At 61.7% G+C, this 18,080-nt stretch carries 18 protein-coding genes; 11 read left to right on the top strand and 7 right to left on the bottom strand.

All coding sequences use genetic code 11. The annotated features are described in order from the left end of the window. Positions 1-4 precede the first annotated feature (4 nt). On the bottom strand, positions 5-325 hold the full coding sequence (locus ACILSO_RS22720; protein WP_395739757.1) for a hypothetical protein: 321 nt from the start codon (positions 323-325) through the stop codon (positions 5-7). 155 nt (positions 326-480) lie between these two features. On the opposite strand from ACILSO_RS22720, the gene ACILSO_RS22715 reads away from it, so the two are divergent. The 3 genes from ACILSO_RS22715 to ACILSO_RS22705 all read left to right on the top strand — a co-directional run bounded on the left by ACILSO_RS22715 (position 481) and on the right by ACILSO_RS22705 (position 2,331). After that, positions 481-849 (top strand): HesB/IscA family protein, encoded by a 369-nt coding sequence (locus tag ACILSO_RS22715; RefSeq protein ID WP_395731794.1) that lies wholly within the window; start codon positions 481-483, stop codon positions 847-849. Positions 850-854: 5 nt separating this feature from the next. Further along, positions 855-1,418: a J domain-containing protein gene (locus ACILSO_RS22710; RefSeq protein ID WP_395739756.1), complete on the top strand. Its 564-nt coding sequence runs from the start codon at positions 855-857 to the stop codon at positions 1,416-1,418. 727 nt (positions 1,419-2,145) lie between these two features. Further along, complete coding sequence (locus ACILSO_RS22705) at positions 2,146-2,331, top strand: hypothetical protein (RefSeq protein WP_395739755.1); 186 nt, start codon at positions 2,146-2,148, stop codon at positions 2,329-2,331. Between the two features lie 682 nt (positions 2,332-3,013). On the opposite strand, the gene ACILSO_RS22700 is transcribed toward ACILSO_RS22705, so the two are convergent. Together ACILSO_RS22700 and ACILSO_RS22695 are read right to left on the bottom strand one after the other, a co-directional pair. Continuing rightward, positions 3,014-3,250, bottom strand: coding sequence for a hypothetical protein (locus ACILSO_RS22700; RefSeq protein WP_395739754.1), 237 nt, complete (start codon positions 3,248-3,250; stop codon positions 3,014-3,016). Positions 3,251-3,259: 9 nt separating this feature from the next. Then, positions 3,260-4,240, bottom strand: a complete 981-nt coding sequence (locus ACILSO_RS22695; protein ID WP_395739753.1) for a hypothetical protein — start codon at positions 4,238-4,240, stop codon at positions 3,260-3,262. 176 nt (positions 4,241-4,416) lie between these two features. Here ACILSO_RS22695 and ACILSO_RS22690 point away from each other — a divergent pair, with 176 nt between their 5' ends. Both ACILSO_RS22690 and ACILSO_RS22685 read left to right on the top strand, forming a co-directional pair. Then, positions 4,417-4,938, top strand: a complete 522-nt coding sequence (locus ACILSO_RS22690) for a pentapeptide repeat-containing protein (RefSeq protein WP_395739752.1) — start codon at positions 4,417-4,419, stop codon at positions 4,936-4,938. 255 nt (positions 4,939-5,193) lie between these two features. Beyond that, positions 5,194-5,412 carry a transposase gene (locus ACILSO_RS22685; RefSeq protein ID WP_395739751.1) on the top strand — a complete coding sequence of 73 codons (219 nt, stop codon included), beginning with the start codon at positions 5,194-5,196 and terminating at the stop codon, positions 5,410-5,412. Positions 5,413-5,431: 19 nt separating this feature from the next. On the opposite strand, the gene ACILSO_RS22680 is transcribed toward ACILSO_RS22685, so the two are convergent. The 3 genes from ACILSO_RS22680 to ACILSO_RS22670 all read right to left on the bottom strand — a co-directional run bounded on the left by ACILSO_RS22680 (position 5,432) and on the right by ACILSO_RS22670 (position 8,954). After that, complete coding sequence (locus ACILSO_RS22680) at positions 5,432-7,492, bottom strand: prolyl oligopeptidase family serine peptidase (RefSeq protein ID WP_395739750.1); 2,061 nt, start codon at positions 7,490-7,492, stop codon at positions 5,432-5,434. Between the two features lie 40 nt (positions 7,493-7,532). Next, complete coding sequence (locus tag ACILSO_RS22675) at positions 7,533-7,937, bottom strand: type II secretion system protein (protein WP_395739749.1); 405 nt, start codon at positions 7,935-7,937, stop codon at positions 7,533-7,535. Between the two features lie 150 nt (positions 7,938-8,087). Then, positions 8,088-8,954, bottom strand: coding sequence for a class I SAM-dependent methyltransferase (locus ACILSO_RS22670; RefSeq protein WP_395739748.1), 867 nt, complete (start codon positions 8,952-8,954; stop codon positions 8,088-8,090). Positions 8,955-9,041: 87 nt separating this feature from the next. Here ACILSO_RS22670 and ACILSO_RS22665 point away from each other — a divergent pair, with 87 nt between their 5' ends. The 4 genes from ACILSO_RS22665 (at position 9,042) to ACILSO_RS22650 (ending at position 14,402) form a co-directional block, all read left to right on the top strand. After that, positions 9,042-11,033, top strand: a complete 1,992-nt coding sequence (locus tag ACILSO_RS22665; protein ID WP_395739747.1) for a hypothetical protein — start codon at positions 9,042-9,044, stop codon at positions 11,031-11,033. An 80-nt stretch (positions 11,034-11,113) separates the two neighbouring features. Further along, positions 11,114-12,031, top strand: coding sequence for an FkbM family methyltransferase (locus ACILSO_RS22660; RefSeq protein WP_395739746.1), 918 nt, complete (start codon positions 11,114-11,116; stop codon positions 12,029-12,031). A 2-nt stretch (positions 12,032-12,033) separates the two neighbouring features. Beyond that, complete coding sequence (locus tag ACILSO_RS22655) at positions 12,034-12,981, top strand: GDP-mannose 4,6-dehydratase (RefSeq protein ID WP_395739745.1); 948 nt, start codon at positions 12,034-12,036, stop codon at positions 12,979-12,981. Next, a complete protein-coding gene (locus tag ACILSO_RS22650) occupies positions 12,978-14,402 on the top strand; it encodes a glycosyltransferase (RefSeq protein ID WP_395739744.1) in 1,425 nt (474 codons plus the stop codon). Before ACILSO_RS22655 ends, ACILSO_RS22650 begins: the two co-directional genes overlap by 4 nt. A gap of 223 nt (positions 14,403-14,625) precedes the next feature. Here ACILSO_RS22650 and ACILSO_RS22645 read toward each other — a convergent pair whose 3' ends face one another. Then, positions 14,626-15,744 carry a glycosyltransferase gene (locus ACILSO_RS22645; protein ID WP_395739743.1) on the bottom strand — a complete coding sequence of 373 codons (1,119 nt, stop codon included), beginning with the start codon at positions 15,742-15,744 and terminating at the stop codon, positions 14,626-14,628. Between the two features lie 122 nt (positions 15,745-15,866). On the opposite strand from ACILSO_RS22645, the gene ACILSO_RS22640 reads away from it, so the two are divergent. Together ACILSO_RS22640 and rfaQ are read left to right on the top strand one after the other, a co-directional pair. Beyond that, on the top strand, positions 15,867-17,009 hold the full coding sequence (locus ACILSO_RS22640; protein ID WP_395739742.1) for a glycosyltransferase family 61 protein: 1,143 nt from the start codon (positions 15,867-15,869) through the stop codon (positions 17,007-17,009). Beyond that, complete coding sequence (rfaQ, locus tag ACILSO_RS22635) at positions 17,006-18,073, top strand: putative lipopolysaccharide heptosyltransferase III (RefSeq protein ID WP_395739741.1); 1,068 nt, start codon at positions 17,006-17,008, stop codon at positions 18,071-18,073. The genes ACILSO_RS22640 and rfaQ overlap by 4 nt, the downstream gene beginning before the upstream one ends. Positions 18,074-18,080: the final 7 nt, after the last annotated feature.

The raw sequence follows: 18,080 nt of genomic DNA, 5'->3' as shown, positions 1-18,080 counted from the left end.
GTGTTTATGCCTCCAATGCGTTTGCCCGGGTGAGCAGTTCAAACATCGGCACACGTTCTCCGATGAGCGCGCCGGCGCCAGGATCCTTGGCGTCCGTGCCAGCATCAAAATAGGCGAAATTCAGGGTGAAGTCATCCTCCTGCAGCGATCCCATCCAGGGCGCGCCGAGTTCGAGGCACTCCCCCACTTTCAAACCGAAATGCCGCAGCCCTTGGAAATCTGCAGCGTAGTTGTTGACGGCTTCCTGACCGCTGTCACTGGCGACGACGCCATCTTTCAGGGTGAAGAGTTGCAGGGGTAGAGGCAGAACCTCGGATTCGCTCATGGAGAAATTGGAGTTGTGGCTCTTTCGTCTCAAAAATTTGCTGATGAGGCAAGCAGAATCCACATGAAGCTCAAAATAGAAGCGCCCTTGGCGGCTTGACACCATGACGCTTCGCTTTCTTTCATTCTTTTCCTGCGCTATTCGTATCTCCCCCCATGACCGCCGTCGCTCCCAGTTTCAAAATCGGCAACGAAAAACTCATCAAGGTGCTGCCAAACGCAGCCAACCGTCTGCTAGGCCTGCTCAAAAAACAGGGCCGTGCGGAAAACGGCGCCCTGCGCGTGGCCGTCGTCGGCGGCGGCTGCTCCGGCCTGCAATACAAGATGGATCTCGTCGATGGCCCGGCCAACCGCGACATCATGGTCACCTCCAGCGAAGTACGGGTGGTCATCGATCCCAAGAGCGCCCTGTTCGTCTCCGGCTCCGAGCTGGACTATAGCGACGACATCCAGAGCGGCGGCTTCAAAGTGAAGAATCCGAACGCCGTCGTCACCTGCTCCTGTGGCGAAAGCTTCTCTGCCTGAGAACGATGCCAAACGCCTTTGCCCTCCTCGGTCTGCCACGCATCGCCGCTCTCGATGACGAGGCCCTGCAGCAGGCCTGGCTCGCCGCCAGCCGCAGCGCCCACCCCGACCAACCCGGAGGCGATGCCACCCGCGCCGCCGAGATCAATACCGCCTACGAAACCCTGCAAGCCCCCGAGAAACGCCTGAAGCATCTGCTGGAGCTTCACGAGGTTCCCTGGCGCACCGTCCCCATCGACGAGCCCATGATGGCGCTCTTCGGCAAAATGGGTCCTGCACTTCAAGCCGTCACCGCCTTCCTCAAGCGCAAACAGGCCGCCACCTCAGCCCTCGCCAAAGCCCTGCTCGCACCCGACGAGATGCGCCTGCGCGAAAATCTCGAAGCTCTGGGCACCACGCTCGACGCCGAACGCAGTGCCCTTTTGGAAAACCTGCCCGCATTGGATGCACGACTCAGCACCGGAGACACCGCAGCGCTTTCGGATCTGCAAATCCTTCAGGCGCGGCTGGCCTACTTCAGCAAATGGCAGGCGCAGGTACGCGAGGCGCTGCTGAGTTTGATGCTGTGATTGAAAGCGCTGGATGCAGCCAAAGCGTGGTGTCGAGGATGGTCCCTTCCCCAGTGGAAACCCCGAAGGTCCCAGCGCCTGTCGAAGCACCCGTCCGGTGGAAACTTCATCAAATTCATCAAATTCGGGGGGAGTGTCTCTCCCGGGTGCCAGCCAAAGTCACCCGTCCCGTGGAAACTTCATCAATTTCATCAAATTCGGGGGGAGTGTGTCTCTTCGCTCGAACCCCCTTCGCCACCCATTTTGACTTCACAGGGCGCGATATCTGCAATCCGTTGCCATAGAAATCACAAACAAGCGCCCCAAGCAGCCAGATGGAGTACCTCCCCCCGTCCGGCAAGGGACAAGCCTTTTAGACCTGGCTTGCCTGCCCCCTCATAAGCCAGTGTGGAAAGAAAACGCTCCGGCGGCAGCTCGGCTCGCCGTCCCGCAGGCCATCCAAGACCAACTGTAAACCATTGATTGCCATGAAATACCACATTGTGGCAAACAATAACAATCCAGACACGCCACAGAGCCTGAGCTTCCGATGCTGCAAAGCACGCGTACGTTTGCCACCAACAGCTTAAATGTCATCAGAGGTCCATGACTACGTTTCTTTTCTCCACCCTTTCCGTGAGAGAGAGACATACCTCCCGAATTTGATGAATTTGATGAAGTTTCCCCACGCTTCTCGCTCCACCGCGCCCTTGCGAGAGACACACTCCCCCCGAATTTAATGAATTTGATGAAGTTTCCGCTCCGCCTGCACGACATCGACCAGGCAGAGGAGGCGCTGCGCCAGGCCACTCCGCACTCAGCCACCCACACCCGCCGAAGCATGCCCACGCGTCAAACGTGCCTCACGCAGAAATGTGTCCCACTCAAACCGCCGCGGATAGTCGTGACCGGCCTCGTCCACACCATCCCATAAGCCTGCACCCGACGCGTCAACGTCCTCGCTGTTGCATGACGGACACTTGATGGAACGTGGATTACTTATGCGCGTCCGTGATGGCGGGAGGTAATCACCTCAAGCTCAGATACTGAGGAGGCTGGCGTGCTGGCTGCTGGTCGAAGGCGGTGATGAGGCTGACCAGCAGCCAGTGTGATGCCCGCCGGGTTCGCTGTAGCGAATGGCTAGGCGTTGTGGGTATTGTCATTGGATGTTCGAGCTTGAAGGCGCTGAGGCAAGCTGTTGAAGACGCCGAAACTCTGCGAAGTACAAGGTTGCTCGCTGCTCGTCTGGCATAACCGCATCGTAGAAATGGGCAGCCTCCTCGTATGCCTCTGCAAAGGTCGGGTCAATGGCGATGGCCCGGAGAAAGCATGCTCCGGCTTCGTCAAGTGAGTGCGGGCAAGACTCTGATGCGAGTTGAATGAGATCGCCCCGCATGCACCAGAGCTTTGGCGAATTCGGAAAAGCACGAACAGCCTCGTCCGCGAGCGCGATAGTCTCTGGCGTCGCCTCGAAATTGGGCTCGCTGGAAGACGAACCGCGAGGCCACCGGGCTCGGAGTTCTGAGATATAGTCGTGCTCGTTCACAGGATGCGCTTACCAACGCCGAACCATTTGACGGCCGGCAGTTTTGTCGAGCACCAACAGAGTTGTGCCTTCATGACTGTTCGCTTTTGGCGCTTGGGGCTGCCGTTGACTGCTGCATCGTCACAGCCGCCACCGCCTCCCTCACAATCCGCAGGCACTCTTCAGGACTCGCATCCATCGGCAGCGTGATCGCTTTCTGAGCAGCCTGCAAATGGCGCACGGGGCCTTCGCGGCGGACGTGGCTCACCTCGATGTCGTGACTGGCAAAGAAGCGCACCACGTCCTGATTGCTGGCGTAACGGGCCATGGCAGAGGTTTAGAAATCTCCGCCGCCACCGCTGTCACCACCGCCAAAATCGCCGCCGCCACCGGAGTCACCGCCGAAGCTGTCGCCAGAGCTGGAGTAGTCAGTGTCCGTGCCGGAGTAACCGCCGCCGCCGCCAAAGCCGCCGTCACTTGAGCCGAAATCTGAACGATGCTGATCATTGAAGGTGGCGGCATTGCTGTGGCCGCCGAAGAAGGTGTCATACATCCACATGCCCGCGGCAGCGCCAAACATGCTGCTCATCATGTTCTGGAAGAAGCCACCGCCGCCCACATTGTAGGGCTGGCCCATGCCACCATTCATGGTGCCACCACCGCCGCCGGACATGGCGCGGAAGAGGCTGCGAATGACATTGATGACCACGAGGATGACCACGAAGCCAAGAATGGGGCCAAGCCATGAAGAACCCGTCGTAGGCTGAACCGAGCTCGACCTGTAGTGGGAGGTCGTCGGAGCAGCACTCCCACTGCGATGCGAGGTCATGGTAGTGGCGATGAAGTTCACGCCATCGATCAGCGCCTCATCGTTCTTCTTGTCCCGCAGCTGCTTGATCATGCGCTCCACCAGCGTCTGGCGATCCAGCAGCGTGAAGGCCTGCCTCTGCGTGTCATTGCCCACAACGACCTGCAGGTGCGCGGGTTGTTTGACGAGGAGAATAAAAACACCGTTCACGCTCTTTGAGCGGGCGAGCTGTTCGGCCCACTGGGAGAAGCCGCGATTGGTGGCGGCCTTGTCACCCTGCAGCACCTTGGCCTTCATGTCCTCAGGCACTGCGGCAAAGGTTTGCACGGAGATATCCTTGTGCAGCCGGGTGGAGACATCCTTGATCGTCCCCGAGGCATTCACCTTGGCGAACTCGGAGAAAAAGGCGCCGTCATCTTGAATGCCGCCGGCTGCGCGGACAGCGGAGGTGCCAAGCAGCAGCGTGGCAGCGAGCACGGGAAGGGATAAGAGGCGTGGAAGTGTGGTCATGATGGGAGAGGTTGGCAGAAGTAGTGTCTGCCATAAATACGCACCGGGAAGCTACGAAACGCGACTGATTTTGTAGGCGCTCACGCCTCGCTCAACCAGGAACACCAGACAAATTTCACACAAACACATTACAATACCTGCCTTTACCGAGGCCTGCGCAGTGTGAAACTTCCCCTATGGAAAAGACGACATGCCTAGAAATTCTCAAACAGGGCTCCTACGCTTGGAACACCTTTCTTCTGGACGAAGGTCTGCAAACGGCCTGCCTCAGTGAAGCTTATCTCAAGGGAGCAGACCTCCGCCGCGTGAATCTCGCGCAGGCGGATCTTCATCTGGCGAACCTCAATGGCGCAGACCTCAGTCTGGCCAATCTCCGCGGCGCCGACCTCAGCCTGGCCGATCTCCGTGGCGCAAACCTCAACGGCGCCGACCTCAGCCTGGCCAATCTCGAAGGTGCCGACCTGCGCGGGGCCAAATGCACCGGCGTACAACTCCTCGGTGCAGACCTGCGACGTGCCAACTTTCATGACACCGACCTGCGCCGTGCCAATTTTGCCAATGCCAATCTCTGCGGAGCCGACCTCGGGGGCACGCGCCTGATCCGGGCCAATCTTGCGGGCGCCGATCTCGGCGGCGCTGACTTGACCGGGGTGGAAATGGTGGAGAGCAAGCCAGAGCCGCTGCGCGCAGCGGCTTGAGTGCGCACTGTTTGACGCGGCAACGGCACAACCTTTTGAAGATGCACAAACAGCGTCTTCTTTGCGCGATTTAGCGTCTGCGAAATCGAATGGATGGGCAGGGATATGCTCAGCGTATGGGCGGTTAATCGGCCCCCGCATGCACCTCACCCGTCAACATCATGGAACAAGGCAGCCCTCGTTTCGAGACGGGTGGGGACTTTAGAGAGGTGGCACGATTTCAGGCACTTCATCACTCACCCCACCCCACACATCATGCCCCGCGTCTCACGTTACTCACCTGCTGAAAAGGCCGCCATCGTGGCCGCTGCACGTTCCCGCATCCGCCTCGGAGAAAGCTGCAAAGAGATCGCCCATCAGCTGGGCGTGAACCAGCCCTCCCTGCGCGGCTGGCTGCGCGAATCGACGCTGGACATGCTCTACCCGCCCCTGCCGCCCTGCATGCCGCGCAATCGCTCGGCATGCCCGCACTGAGCGGTTTCAAACTGGCTGCCTACTTGCTCTTCACCTGCCAGAGATCGTCAAAGAAGTCCGCGGCCACGACCTTGCCGGCCGACTCGGCGCTCGGTGGCTGAGTGATGTCCAGGATGGCCCAGTCCGGCAGCTTCGGATTTTGCAGCGAGTTGGTCTTGTCATGCGCTTCCCGGAAGGTGAGGCCCGAATTGATCACCGCCTCAAACCCCATCGACTTCAGGCAGGGATAGGTCAGCAGCGGCACGTGCGTCTTCGCATCAAACGACTGCCCGCCCACGCTCACCTTTTCCGCATCCCACTTCACCGGCAGTGATTTGGCGATCTGCTTCAGGCAGGAGTTGGACTCTGGCGTGCCCCAGAGAATGAGGCTTTGAGTTTTGCCCGCCTCGAAAACATCTCCCACATCCGACGCCTTCACCACGCGCACGTCACCACGCATCAGCCCCCTCCAGCGCTGAATGAAATGCGCAGACTCCGCCTTCACCCACGCATCCACCTCGGGCGAGGAGGACTTGCCATCCGGCAGCACCACGAGGAAGCGCTTCAAGAAACTCGCGTCCATCGGCCCAGGGTGCGCCCCCGGCTTGCCGCCCGCAGGCGTGTCATGCTGAAACGGCTCCGCATTGCCAAAGTCGCGCCACGCGCCGTTCTCCTTGATCAGGCGGCAGAAGGCCCCCGCCACCTTGGGCCCGGGCGTCATGAAGGTCTCAAACTGCGGAGCCACCGGGCCGGTCTTCAGCGTCAGCGTGGCACCGTCGATCTTCACCGTGAGCGATCCCCCGCCCTGCCGAAGCTGCGGCGGCGGGTAGAAGACGATGCGCATCACGTTCTGCGTTTTGATTTCCAGCGTCTGCCCGTCCACCACCTTCGCATCCAATCGCGCCTCCTTCCAGCTTTCCTCCATGCCGTGGAGGTTCAGCCACTTCATGCGGCCATAGAAAGGCGTCTTGGTCTGGATGTGCACTTCATTCGGGAAAAGATCGCGCCCTTTCGCCACCGCCTTTTCAATCCACGCCTGCACTTCCTTGATCGTTTCCGGATGGTATTTGTGCGGCATGCCAGGGCCGATCAGGTGCGGCGGATGGAGATCCTGCTTCGCCAGCACCTCCATCATGTACTCCGCTGAATCGCGCTGCGCATCCACTTCGCCGCTGTAGCTGATGAGCGGCACGTTGAAGAAATTCCGCGCATAGTCCGGCACGTCATACACGCCCCACAGCGTCTGCTCATACGCCACGGGATATTTGTCCGGCGTGAGTTTTTGGTAGCGCTTCACATCCGCAAATCCGGCCCCCGTATGCACGCAGGCCCACTGGTCCGCATAATGTGCGCCCATGTGCCACGCGCCAGCGCCGCCCATGCTGAAACCCGCCAGCGCGATGCGATTGCTGTCCACATTGAAGCGCTTCATAGCGTCGTCGCGACATTCAAACACATCCGTCTCCCCCGCGCTCTTCCAGCCATTGCAGTAGCGGCCAAAGGGATGAATCACGATGGTGCCCGCAGGCTGAAACTGCCCCGGCTTCTTCGCCGTCAGCTTGGAATACACAAACGGCAGATCCGTCGCGGTGTCTCCCCGGCCATGCAGCCAGATCCACATCGACACCGGCTTTTTGCCTGCGCCAAACTCCAGCCCCTCCGGCACCTCCACGCCATAAGGCTGCGGCGAATCATCAATCTTCGAATAAAACCCCAGCACCTTCTGCCCGCTGCCATTCATCCACGGCGTTTCATTTTTGCCGAGCGATGCAATGCGCTTCTTCGCCTCATCAAGCAGCACCGTGGCCTTCTTGATACCGTCCTCCGGCTTCTTGTCATACCACTCGTCAAACTCCAGCGCATAGCGCACCGCTTTGAGGAAGATGTCTGCATCCGCTGCGCGCGGATGTTTCTTCACCGCCTGAAAAGACTTCGTCACCACCGCCAGCTCTTTGGCGAGTCCCGCCTCCTGCTCCGCGGAAAGCGCAGCCGTGGGTTTCGGTGGCAGACTGCCTTTAAAGGAAGCCGTGGCACCAGTGGGACTGAGCTGCGCCTGCGCAGTCACCGCAAGCAGGGAGAGAAAGAAAAAACGCTTCATCATGAGAGAAGCTTAAACGCAGCCATCCCGCATTTTTAACAGCTCAATGCCCTGAAGCACTTTGCCCGCCTGCGGAATCAAAGAAGAGTTCCCCCGTGGCGCGCACGCCGATGTAGGCATAGGTGCCAGCCACCTCGCTGGTGCTGACGGTTGATTGAAAATTCATGCTCGCCAGCGAACCACCGTTTGGCTTCCGGCCCGCCAGCACCGCAGCCACCTGCGTGGCCACATCTCCTTCCGGCCATTCCACACCCGCCGCCGCACCGGTCGTGTAGGCCAGCAGGATGTTCTGCGCATTGCGCTTGTCCTTCACCTTGTCCGCCGTGCCTGAGAGAAAACTCAGATTGGGGATCACAATGGCAGCCAGCACACCAATGATGACCATCACCGTCAGGAGTTCAATCAAGCTGAACCCCGACCGGCGACGATCAGGCTGGGTGGTTTTCATGAGCAGGAAGGAAAGGCACTCGGGACAGGCAGCGCTTCAGCAGCTGCGCACCTCAAAGTTCTTCCCCTTCCCTCCACCCTGCACTGCGCTAAATATTCAAAACCACTTAACGCAGGCAGATGCTCAGGACCTCTTAACCTCGCCCTTGAATCACGCCGTCTTGAGCCAGCGCGCCAGTGTTCCGAAAGGAACCTCCGGCACCCCGGCCTCCCCCGTAAGCAAGATCTCCCCGCTCTCCACCTTTCCGCCAAAGACGCTGAACTCCTGCCGCATGAGATGCTGCAGCGTCGTGGGCGAAACCACGCCCTGACGGCAGCAAATGACGACTCCAATCGGCTTGTCTGAAAGCAGGCCGCTGACCGTGCCAAGCAGTGCGCCGAGATCGCGCTCGATCTCAAAGCCGCGCTTGGCATCCTTCGGCGTGTGCGGATCGATCACGATCAAATCATAGCGCGTGGTCTGCGTGCGCTCGCGCTGGGCGAACTTCACCGGATCATCCACCACCCAGCGGATGTCGCGATTCGCCAGCGTATTGATCGCGGCATGGTCACGGGCACGTTTGATCGCGTCCGCCGAGGCGTCCACATGCGCCACCGCCGCACCGGCTTGCGCGGCCGCCAGGGTGAAGCCACCGGCTCCGCCGAAGAGATTCAGCACCCGCGCCGGACGCCGCTGCTGCTCGGCAAAGGTCACGCACGCGGCGCTCACGCGCTCCCACTCTTCCTCCAGCTCCGGTGCAAGCCCACGCACACCGCCCTGGGGAGAAAGCAGAAAGCGCACGCTGCCGATGCGCACCTTGAGCGTCTCTTTCACATCCCTCTTTAGATCCACGGCCTTGCGCCATTCACTGCCCGGCAGCTTGCGCCGCCACCACGCCGCGTGGCTGTTGCGGGTGGACACGAGGGTGCCTAGTTTTTCGAGCACTCGCCCGCCGCCGCTGTCCAGCAGCGCATACATTTCCTGGTCGGTTTCGGTTTCAGCCATTCCCGACTTTGTGCGGCTAAGTGTGGCAGACAAGGAGGGATTCGAGGCGGAGCTTGACTTTGCAACGTCAGACGACAGTGAATGTGCGCAGGCGGTGGTGCCAAGCCGCCATGAGACACGATGGAATCCAACCGCTCCCCCAAACCCTCTGGCGCCGCAAGCGGCAAGACCTGGTCCCGCCGCATTTACTACACGGGGCTTGCCTTGTTTTTCGCCACCCGCCTGCTGGGCATCTGGGGTGGCTATTTCACCGGGGAAAACGCACGCAATGGCGGCGATGCCCTCACCTACCTGTGGCACGCCCAGGCCAGCCTCCACGGCTACCCGACGGACTCCACCGCCATCCAGTCGGTCAAGCAGCAGCTGGCCGATCATCACCTGAATTTCGAGACAGATGGCACCTATCCGATGTTCATCCACACGCGTCTGCAGGGCACCGCCACGCCGCTGTTTGATGTCGTCCTCGGCAGCCTGCACGCCTTGGTGCATGACGACGGGCTGGCCTATGCATTGGTGGAAACGCTCACCACCATCTTGCTCAGCCTCGGCGCAGGGTGTTTCCTAAAGCGCCTCGTCGGCTGGCGCGCCGCCGGCCTGGGCCTGCTGCTCATGGGCGTGATGACCATGCCGCGCCAGGGCATCGATACCCTGATCGCCTCACTCGCGGCCACGGGCCTCTGCCTGTGGATCGCCGGGGCTCTGCTGAAAGCTGGCCGCCCGCGCTGGGGCTGGATCGCGCCAGGCATGATCTGCCTGCTGCTGGTGCACAGCATCGGTCTGGTGTTTGCGGTCTTCCTCTGCGCACTGGCGGCGCTCATCTCATGGCGCCGGGGGGAGAACCTCCTGCGCGGCCGTGCCGCATTGTTCATCACCATCGCGGTGGGCGCGGTCGCGCTGCGCACCGTCTTATATGCCAGCGTGCCGGGCATGAGCCTGCCCAAGGAATACCACGGCGTGGTGCATGACCTGAGCCAGTTGGGCGGCAATGCCGAGCGCGCCTTCCGCTTCATCTACGATGTGCTGCGCAAAAATCTGGCCGTGCTGCTGCTGCTGGTGGTCGGCGTGTGGCAGTCGCGCTCCCGCTTTTTCCCCCGCCATGTGTGCTGGACGTTCCTGGCCTGGGGGCTGGTCTCCATCTGCACGCTGGCGCATTACCTTCCGGGCTTCAAAGCGGACGTCTTCGGCCGCGTGCTGGTCGTCGCCGCCTTCGTGATCTGCGGTCTGGCAGCGCGCATGTTTTTCCGCCGCTCGACTCCGCAATGGGTGAAGACGCTGGCCTGCGTGTTTTTCGCCGTGCACGTCACCCACTGGTTCGTCGTTCAGCTTGGCGAGCAGATGCACTTCAACTGGTATGCCTTTGACCTGAACAAGACCGAGCAGGTGCTGAAGCAGCAAAAGCCCGAGGAAAAGCTTCTCTTTGTGGAAGGCGAGCAAACCCTTCAAACCCTCATGCTGGCGGGCGCAGGCAGCCATGAAATCCTCTGGATGCCGGCCTATGCCAAAGACGTGCAGCCGTGGAAAGTGGCCACGGAGACTCCACAGTGGACCGGCGTGGTCGGTCCGCCGCGCGAGCTGAACTGCCTCGCCATGATCCGCCCCATGGGCCTGTCCAAACGGCGGGAAGGCGTGTCCTTCATTCACTGCACGGGATTGCAGATCGAGGCGCTGGACCGCCGGGAGCTGCCGCCCCTGGTGCTGAAATTCCTCAATACCAAGGGGCTTGATCAGGTCCTCTTCGTCCCCTACGACAAAACCGGCGCACGCATGCCCGCCGAGGTCCTGCAAACCAAACACAATGATTCCGGCGAGATCTGGCTGGTGCAAGGGGCCGGGGTTCATCGTCTGGACGCCATGCTGCCGGAGAAAAACAACTGGCTGGTCGGATTGCATGCAGGCACGGACAACACCATTCTGAACTGGCCCTGGAACTCCGGCCTCCTCATGCGCTACTCCGCCCGCAACGTCCGCGCCAACCCCATGTACACCGTCGATTTCGACCTGCGCCACGCCATGCAGATTCAGGCCACCGGAAACCTCCCTCCCCCGCCCTTTGACGTCGTTCCCGTGGATGATTCTTCAGGCCTGATTTTCTTCCGCCGTCAAACTCCCTGACCCTTGGGGAACCCACCCGCCCCTAGGGGGCGAAGGAATTCAGTTGTGAACACCTATCACCGCTTTATCTAGCGCGATTGATGCCCACAGATTCCCACACAGCCACAGGAAAAGGACTGCTCAGCGCGGTCCCTCCTTCCTGGATCACCTGGATTTATACCGTCCTGCTGCGGCCCAAGCCCCTGCGCATGCTGGCACAGTGGGCCGTGCGCACGCTGTTCATCAAGAAGGAAGTGCAGGTCCATGGCGTCCGCTTGGCCCTCAATCCGCAGGATGCCATCGTCAGCGGCGCCCTGAGCCTCGGCTGCTATGAGACCAGCCTTTCCGAGCTTTTTCGCGCCACCATCAAGCCCGGCATGAACGTGCTGGATATCGGGGCCAATATCGGCCTTTACTCCATGATCGCCGCCAATGAGGCAGGCCCCACTGGACGCGTCGTCGCCGTGGAGCCAGAGGCTGGGAACTGCGCCTTTGTCGAGCGCTCCCGCCAGCTCAACGGCTTTGAAAACATCGCCATCATCAACAAGGCCGCCAGCGACCGCGAAGGCACGCTGAACCTCTACCTCTGCGCGGAAAACAAGGCCGACCACCGCGTGTACGACGCCGGTGGCGACCGCCCCCATGTGAAGGTGCAGGCCACCTCCATTGACTTCCTGCTTCAGGAGCAGGGCGTCACCCGTCTGGACGTCATCAAGATCGACGTCCAGGGCGCTGAATACCAGGTCTTCGTGGGCATGCAGAAAACGCTGCAAAGCCAGCCCAATCTGACCATCTTCATGGAGTTCTGGCCCTGGGGCCTCCTGCAGTCCGGCTCCGATCCGCAGAAGCTGCTCGACCTGCTGGTGCAGGCCGGTTTTTCCATGGGTGAATTTGATGACACCACCGCCCAGGTGAAGCCCATCGCGGATCTGGCCGCACTGGCCGCCCACAAACTGGAGCGTGAGCATTTCAATCTGGTGCTCACCAAGGGCGCCAAACCCGCAGCATCGGCACAATGAGCGTGAGCGTCATCATTGGCAGCGAAGGCCAGGATGGCCGGCTGCTGTATGACCAGCTCGTGGCAGCGGGAGAAAGCGTGGTCGGCATCGGCCGCAGCGGCGTCCGCTCGCACGGCTGCGAAGTCCCGCCCTTCCATGGCATCGCCGACGCGAAATCCGTGCGCGATCTCGTGCGCGAAACCAAGCCCGTCGCGCTGTACTATCTCGCGTCCTTCCACCACTCCTCACAGGAAAACGCCCTCACAGATGCCTCGGCGCTGATGACCCCCAGCCTGGAAGTGCACGTGACCGGCCTGCTGCATTTCCTTGATGCCCTGAAGCACGAGGCCCCCGGCTGCCACGTCTTTTACGCGGCCTCCGCACTCGTGTTTGGCGATGGCAACGGCAGCGTGCTGCAGGATGAGAACACGCCCCTGCGCCCCCGCTGCATCTACGGCATCACCAAGACCGCCGGCATCCACCTCTGCCAGAAGCACCGGGAAAAGGACGGCCTGCCAGCCTCCGCCGGCATTCTCTTCAATCACGAATGCCACCTGCGGCAGGAGAAATTCGTCTCCAAAAAGATCATCAATGCCGCCGTGCGCATCAAGCAGGGCCGCCAGGATCAGCTCGTGCTGGGAAATCTCTCCGCGCAGGTGGACTGGGGCTACGCGCCGGACTACGTCAAGGCCATGCGCGCCATCTGCGCCCTGCCTCAGGGAGACGACTTCGTCATCGCCACCGGCACGCTGCACACCGTGCAAGAGTTTGTGGACATCACCTTCCGCGCACTGGGCCTGGACTCCCGCAATCACGTCAGCCAGGCCGGGCAGGTACTCACACGCTCGCGCTGCGCCATGGCAGGCGACTCCGCCAGACTCACCCGTGCCACCGGCTGGAAACCCGAGACCGGCTTTGCGCAAATGATTGAGAGCATGGTTCAACACGCACTTCAGGAACACATTCAATGAACAGGCTGCTGGTTTTTATCCCCACGTACAACGAACACGAAAACGTCGGCCCGCTGCATGCGGAACTGCGCAAGCTGCCGCTGGACTTTGACATCCTGTTCATGGACGACGGCTCGCCGGACGGCACCGGAAAAATCCTCGACGACATGGCCGCCAAGGACCCGAAGATGAAGGTCATCCACCGCGAGGGAAAGCTCGGCATCGGCAGCGCTCACTTCACCGCCATCCGCCATGCATGCGAGCAGGGCTACGATGTGCTGGTGACCATGGACTGTGACTTCACCCACAATCCCGCCGACATCCCCCGCCTGCTCGAAAAACTCTCGGGTTATGACATCGCCGTCGGTTCCCGTTACTGCAACCCCGACAGCCTTCAAGGCTGGAGTCTGCCGCGCAAGATGCTCACGCATTTCGGCCACTTCCTCACCTCCAACCTGCTCGGCCTCCCCCAGGATGCGAGCGGTGGCCTGCGCGCCTACGATTTGAAGCGGATCGATCACCACGCTTTCGGCCCCATCCAGTCGCGCAGCTACTCGTTCTTCTTTGAGAGCCTGTATGTCCTCATCAAGCAGGGCTACAAAGTCAGCGAACTGCCCATCACCCTTTCCGCGCGCACCTACGGCCACTCCAAGATGAGCCTGACCGAGGCAGCCCGCAGCGCCTCCTTCCTCTTCCGTCTCTGCCTGGAAAACATCGTCAACCCAGGCCGCTTCCACCCTTCCCGCGATCCCGACCGTATTGAGCCAGGCCTTAGCGATCCGCAAAACTGGGAGCCCTACTGGCGGCAGAAGAGCCGCCTCAGCGCCTTCGTCTATGAGGTGATCGCCACGATCTATCGCCGCCTCATCATCCGCCCCAATCTCGAGCGCGCCATCCGCCGCGAGTTCCGCCCCGGCTCCGCCCTACTGCACGCCGGCTGCGGCAGCGGCCAGATCGACGTGAGCCTGCACGCATCCTATCAGATCACCGCCCTCGACATCTCGCTGGCGGCGCTGGAACTTTACTCGCGCTACAATCCCCAGGTGCACCGCCTGGAGCAGGGCAGCGCTCTGGCACTGCACCATCCGGACGGCACCTTTGACGGCGTGTACAATCTCGGCGTCGTCGAGCATTTCTCCCACGAGCAGATCGAAACCATCTACCGCGAGTTTTACCGCGTGCTGAAGCCCGGCGGCAAGATCGTCATCTTCTGGCCGCACCGCCGCGCCACCAGCGTCTTCGTTCTCAAAGTCTGGCGCTACATCCTGGACAACATCCTCAAAAAACCCGGCGAATTCCATCCCGCCGAGCCCTCACTTCTCGACTCCGAAAAGCAGGCCCGCGGCTTCCTCGAGCGCACCGGCTACAAGTTCGTCGGCTACGAGTTCGGCCCGCGCGACATCTTCATCCAGGCCGTCGTGGTCGGACAGAAGCCCGCCTGATACCACGATCAGTTGAAAACAGGTCTGATCACCCACAAACACTTCGCCTGATACCGCATGCTGGACCGTAGGATGGGCGTGGCGACAGCCCGCCCGTCTGCGAGCGCACCGCAAACACTGTGGTGTAAGAGCGTCCTCGCCCACTGCTCGTTGTGATACGCCAGAAGTAGCACGGGCAATCCTGCCCGTGTCCAACGCATAGCCACGGGCAAGATCACCCGCGTTACGTCGCAGCCTTCGCGCCTGGGTTGCAAAGGCTCTCATACAGCCTCCGCAGCCCCTCAATATAATCCCCCATGCGCGGCTGCCGCGCCCATTGCTCATTCTGATACGCCATCAGCCGTCCGCGAAATTCACCATCCTTCAGGCACTGCTGCACCTTGCGCTGGTAGTCCGCATCATCATTCAGATCAAACAGCCCCGGATGCTCCGCGCCCAGCGCCGCCACATTCCCCTCGATCCTACTGGCCACGATGGGAATGCCACAGGCCATGCCTTGCAGCAGCACCATCGGCTGCCCTTCCCACGTCGAAGGCAGCAGCAGCACATCGAGCGCCTGCAACCACGGCGCGATGGGCCGCTTGTTTCCCGCCAGCGTGAGCACATCCCCCACACCCGCTGCGGCGATCTCAGCCTCCAGCGTCGGGCGCATCATGCCCTCACCAAAAATGATCCCCTGACACGCAGGCAGCGCCTTCTTCAAACCGCCCATCATCCGCACCGTCGCCGAATGATTCTTCTGCGAGGACAGCGAAGCAATGCCACCAATGATCTGCGCCCGCGCATCCAGCCCCAGCACTTCACGCATCCACCCACGGTCTTTCATTGGAGCAAACACACGCGTGTCCACCGTGTTGGTCATCACATGGGTGGCGCTGCGCGGCACCTTCAGCGCGCTGATGATGTCGTCCCGCGTTTGCTCAGAAAGGGTGATCTGCGCGGCCGTGATCTTGGACAGCATGCGCAGGGTAAACCAGCGTCTGCGCCGCTCCCTGTTAAAAGTCTTGTGGTGATGCATCACCACCGGCAATCCAGCCAGCCGCGCCGCCAGCACGGCATACACGTGCGCATTGTACACATGCGAATGCACCACATCGATGCGCTGCTCCCGCAGCCAGCGGGAGAGGCGCCACACGCCCGTCGGACTGAAGCGCCGGCTGCGCGCGGCATGCAGCAGCTGCACCGGCACGCCCGCCTCGCTGGCCTCCGCACCGGCCACGCCCAGCTCCCGCAGGCACACGGGCAGAATCTCCACGCCCGGCACTCCCGCAGACGCTAGCGAGAGGACAATGTCCTCCGCGCCGCCAACAGGCATGCTGATGAATACGTGGGCTGCTCTCATGGGTGGGTCTGCGGGTGAGGCACTGCTGTTCGTAGCACTTTGAAATACCGGCGCAACCACCGGCCCGGCATTTGATTTGCACACCCGCCCCACGCGGATTAGAGGCACGTTTCCCCTCCTTCATGAAGTCCCACGCCCGCAGCATCCTGGACGCCTACAATCGCCTGCTCCGGCTTTGCGGACGGCGTCTGCGCGTGTCAGAGCCCGACAAGGCCGTGGGCCTCCAGGAGCGCCGCACCGTCGTCTCCGCCGGCAGCCGCAGCGACACCAATCCGCTGGAGATCCGCGTGAACGGCCCCGAGACCGCCACCTTCGATTTCGACTGGCCCGCTGCCGAGCTCTTCCGCCTGCGCGACGTGTGGCTCACCGGCGACCAAGGCCAGGTCTTCCTCAAAGACGGCAGCCTCTTCTCTCCCTGGGTGCTGCCCTACAATCTCGCGAAGCTCAAAATTTCACAGCCGCTCAAACTGGGCGTAAAGAAGATCGCGGGCCCCGTCTTCCACCTCACGGGCCGCAATCACGAAAACCGCGGCCACTTCATGCTGCAGCATCTGCCGCGCCTCATGGCTGCACGGGATTACCTCAAGTCGCTGCCCGACTACCGCATCCTCGTGGCTCCGGGCCACTCACGCTGGCAGGGCCGTTACATCGCCTGGGCCGGACTGGATCCCTCCAAGCTCGTCGAAGGCACACGCGGCACCATGCAGATTGATGACCTGATCTTCATCCCCAATCTTTACGGCAAGTCCTCCCTCTGCCCGCCGCCGTTTTACAACGAACTCTCCGACTGCGCCGCAAACTACCCCGTTCCCAACGGCCCCGGCCGCCCGCTCTTCATCACGCGGCGCGATGCACCCGACAAGCAGCTCATGAACGAGGAGCGCATCGTGGAAATCCTGCGCAGCAAGATCGGCCCCGTCGATCTCATCCGCCTCGGCGAGCACTCACTGCCGGACCAGATCGGCATGTTCCGCGCCGCCCCGCTCGTCATGGGTGCCATCGGCCAGGGCATCTGCAACGTCCTCTTCTGCAAGACCACCCTGCTCGTCATGCTCGCCCCCGGCACGCCCGACAATCAGGTGTACACCACCTCCCACGGCGCGCAGCTTGCCCGCATCTGCGGCAACGAAGCCCTCACCTTCCTCTCCAACGAACCCGCCCCTTCGCGTGGCGACTGGACCTTCCCCGAAGAGCGCTTCATCACTTTGCTCGACCGCTTGCTTGAGCAACCCGAGGCCGCCAGGATCAAACCCGCCGCACCGTGAATCCGCGCCGCATCCTCGCGATCAAGAACAAACATCTCGGCGATGTGATCTGCGGCGTGCCCGCCTTCCGCGCGCTGCACAACGCCTTTCCCCAGGCCGAGCTCGATGTCATCGTCTCTCCCGGCAGCCGCGATCTCATCGCCGGCTTCGACTGGATTCACGCCGTCATCGAATCCCCACGCAAGCTCAAAGGCCTCGCCCGCGTGCGCGATGAACTGCGCGTCGCGAAAGCCGTCGCCACCGGCGGTTACGACCTCGTCGTCGATTTCACCTGGAGCGACCGCGCCATGTGGTACGCCGCCCTCAGCCGCGCCAGCCGCCGCTGGGCCATCCAGGTCACCGCCGGTTCCAAACTGAAGCCGCACATCTTCAACGGCTACGGCGGCAAGCCCGACCGCAGTCACCATGTGATGGAACACGAGCGCGAGTTCCTCATGCGCATGGGCATTCCGTACTACGACATCCAGCCCGACTTCCCGCCCACGCCCGTCGAAGAGCAGGAAGCCCGCGACTGGCTCGCCGCGCACGGCGTGCAGCGCGAAAAACTCGTCGTCGTCCACCCCACCTCCCGCTGGCTGTTCAAATGCTGGCACGACGAGCGCGTGGCCGAGGTCATCGACTGGCTCACCGCCCAGGGCTGGCAGCCCGTCGTCACCTGCGGCCCTTCGGAAGACGAGCTCAAACGCGCCCGCAACATCGTCAGCCTCGTCCGCCAGCCCTGCCTCTCCCGCCTTGGAGACATGAGCCTCCGCCACCTCGCCGCTTTCATGCGCCAGGCCCGCTTTTTCTTCGGCATGGACTCCGCCCCCTCTCACATGGCCTCCGCCGTGGGCGTCCCCGCCGTCATCCTCTTCGGCCCCTCCCAGGTGAAACGCTGGCGCCCCTTCGGCGACCAGCACATCATCCTCCACCGCGACTGCCCCTGCATTGCCGCCCGCGGTGCCGAACTCGCCTGCGACAAAACGCAAATCGTCAAATGCATGAGCGCCATCACGGTGGATGAAGTCACCAGCGCCATTCAGTCGCGATTTCCAGCCGCCCCAAAGATTGCAATGGCTGATTGAGCATCGG

Origin of the sequence: Prosthecobacter sp., from assembly GCF_044226605.1 — a bacterium.
In the GTDB taxonomy this organism is placed as follows: domain Bacteria; phylum Verrucomicrobiota; class Verrucomicrobiia; order Verrucomicrobiales; family Verrucomicrobiaceae; genus Prosthecobacter.
Note: the sequence above shows the minus strand (reverse complement) of the source record. Positions and strands in the feature narration are given on the sequence as shown.

What these genes read in the sequence shown, in the direction of transcription:
- ACILSO_RS22705 (WP_395739755.1), top strand. Translation starts at nt 2,146, where the DNA reads ATGAAGTTTCCGCTCCGCCTGCACGACATCGACCAGGCAGAGGAGGCG.
- ACILSO_RS22710 (WP_395739756.1), top strand. Translation starts at nt 855, where the DNA reads ATGCCAAACGCCTTTGCCCTCCTCGGTCTGCCACGCATCGCCGCTCTC.
- ACILSO_RS22680 (WP_395739750.1), bottom strand. Translation starts at nt 7,492, where the DNA reads ATGATGAAGCGTTTTTTCTTTCTCTCCCTGCTTGCGGTGACTGCGCAG.
- ACILSO_RS22660 (WP_395739746.1), top strand. Translation starts at nt 11,114, where the DNA reads ATGCCCACAGATTCCCACACAGCCACAGGAAAAGGACTGCTCAGCGCG.
- ACILSO_RS22685 (WP_395739751.1), top strand. Translation starts at nt 5,194, where the DNA reads ATGCCCCGCGTCTCACGTTACTCACCTGCTGAAAAGGCCGCCATCGTG.
- ACILSO_RS22645 (WP_395739743.1), bottom strand. Translation starts at nt 15,744, where the DNA reads ATGAGAGCAGCCCACGTATTCATCAGCATGCCTGTTGGCGGCGCGGAG.
- ACILSO_RS22700 (WP_395739754.1), bottom strand. Translation starts at nt 3,250, where the DNA reads ATGGCCCGTTACGCCAGCAATCAGGACGTGGTGCGCTTCTTTGCCAGT.
- ACILSO_RS22665 (WP_395739747.1), top strand. Translation starts at nt 9,042, where the DNA reads ATGGAATCCAACCGCTCCCCCAAACCCTCTGGCGCCGCAAGCGGCAAG.
- ACILSO_RS22690 (WP_395739752.1), top strand. Translation starts at nt 4,417, where the DNA reads ATGGAAAAGACGACATGCCTAGAAATTCTCAAACAGGGCTCCTACGCT.
- ACILSO_RS22715 (WP_395731794.1), top strand. Translation starts at nt 481, where the DNA reads ATGACCGCCGTCGCTCCCAGTTTCAAAATCGGCAACGAAAAACTCATC.
- ACILSO_RS22695 (WP_395739753.1), bottom strand. Translation starts at nt 4,240, where the DNA reads ATGACCACACTTCCACGCCTCTTATCCCTTCCCGTGCTCGCTGCCACG.
- ACILSO_RS22720 (WP_395739757.1), bottom strand. Translation starts at nt 325, where the DNA reads ATGAGCGAATCCGAGGTTCTGCCTCTACCCCTGCAACTCTTCACCCTG.
- ACILSO_RS22675 (WP_395739749.1), bottom strand. Translation starts at nt 7,937, where the DNA reads ATGAAAACCACCCAGCCTGATCGTCGCCGGTCGGGGTTCAGCTTGATT.
- ACILSO_RS22640 (WP_395739742.1), top strand. Translation starts at nt 15,867, where the DNA reads ATGAAGTCCCACGCCCGCAGCATCCTGGACGCCTACAATCGCCTGCTC.
- ACILSO_RS22650 (WP_395739744.1), top strand. Translation starts at nt 12,978, where the DNA reads ATGAACAGGCTGCTGGTTTTTATCCCCACGTACAACGAACACGAAAAC.